Raw genomic sequence first — 1,282 nt, forward strand, 5'->3', positions numbered from 1 at the left:
GGCGGCTACCGAGCCCGCCACGAGGCCGGGTTCTGGGCGCCCTGGCAGGCGCGCTATCCCGATTGGCACTGCATTCCCGAAGGCGGTGGCGGGCTGGCTGGGGCGCAGGGGTGCGCATTGATCGTCGAGCAGGCCCGGGCGCAACTGGCCAACCTGGGCTGGCCGAACTACCACGTCTGGTGGCTGGCAGCCGGCACGGGTACCACCTTGGCGGGCCTGGTATTGGCCGAGGCGGGCGCGCATGAGGTGCATGGCGCCCTGGCAGTGCCGTGGGATCACGGTGTGCCCGAGGCGGTGGCGGCGTTGGCGGGTAATCGCGGTTATCAGCTGCACGCGGCCTGCCGTGGCGGTTTCGCCAAAATCGATGATGATCTGCTGGCATTCATCGACGAAACCGAAGGCCGCACGGGCATCCCGTTGGAGGCCCTCTACACGGCAAAGGCCCTGCTGGCCCTGCGTGACCAGGTCGAGGCCGGACGGTTCGCGCCCGGCACTCGCCTGATCTTCCTGCACACCGGTGGCCTGCAGGGCCGGCGTGGTTACTTGTAGGGCAGCATGCGCAGCAGTGTGTTGTCGCGCTGCACGTAGTGGTGGTACAGCCCGGCCAGCGCATGCAGACCTATCAGCCAGTAACCCCAGGTGGCCACACGTTCATGCCAGCCCTTGATGAACTTGGCCTGGTCCGGGTCTGGTCCGATCAGGTGCGGCAGTTCCAGGCCATAGAAGGGTACCGGCTTGTCGGCGGCGCTGAGAATCAGCCAGCCGGCCAGGGGCAAACCGATCATCAGCAGGTACAGCGCCATGTGCATCAGGTGCGCCAGGCCGGTCTGCCAGGCCGGTGGCTTGGGCACGATGGGCGGGGCAGGGCGCACCAGGCGCATGGCCAGGCGTAGCCAGACCAGCACGAATACGCTCAGGCCAAGCATGAAGTGCAGGTCTTTCATCAGGTTGCGTTCGGCGCTGTCCTTGGGGAACAGGCCGCGGAACTCGATGAAGGCGTAGACGGCGGCCAGCAGCACCAGCATCAGCCAGTGCAGGGCGATGGACAGGCGCGAATAATGGCTCGCGGGGGTGGATGAAACCATGGGCGGTCCTCGTCATCAGGTCAATGGTCTAAGGTGGCGCTCTTGGCGGCGCTCGCTATCAACTGTAACTGCCTGGATGGAATAAAGCTTTGCGCTGGGTCTCTGAATGCGCAGTTGTCTGCGCTGGCCCTATCGCCGGCAAGCCGGCTCCCACAGGTACACCACTGCTCTCAGGTTCGGTGGTGTACCTGTGGGAG

At 65.7% G+C, this 1,282-nt stretch carries 1 protein-coding gene and 1 pseudogene; one reads left to right on the forward strand and one right to left on the reverse strand.

Features of this window, described 5'->3' with window-relative positions; all coding sequences use genetic code 11:
- Nucleotides 1–549 (forward strand): annotated as a pseudogene (locus tag PMI38_RS26070) (1-aminocyclopropane-1-carboxylate deaminase); the annotation flags it as partial.
- On the opposite strand, the gene PMI38_RS26075 reads toward PMI38_RS26070, so the two are convergent.
- Nucleotides 540–1,085, reverse strand: coding sequence for a cytochrome b (locus tag PMI38_RS26075; protein WP_008101189.1), 546 nt, complete (start codon nucleotides 1,083–1,085; stop codon nucleotides 540–542). The pseudogene PMI38_RS26070 and the gene PMI38_RS26075 sit on opposite strands and share 10 nt — an antisense overlap.
- Between the last annotated feature and the right edge of the window lie 197 nt (nucleotides 1,086–1,282).

The sequence above is a fragment of the Pseudomonas sp. GM84 genome, from assembly GCF_000282535.1.
Lineage (GTDB): Bacteria > Pseudomonadota > Gammaproteobacteria > Pseudomonadales > Pseudomonadaceae > Aquipseudomonas.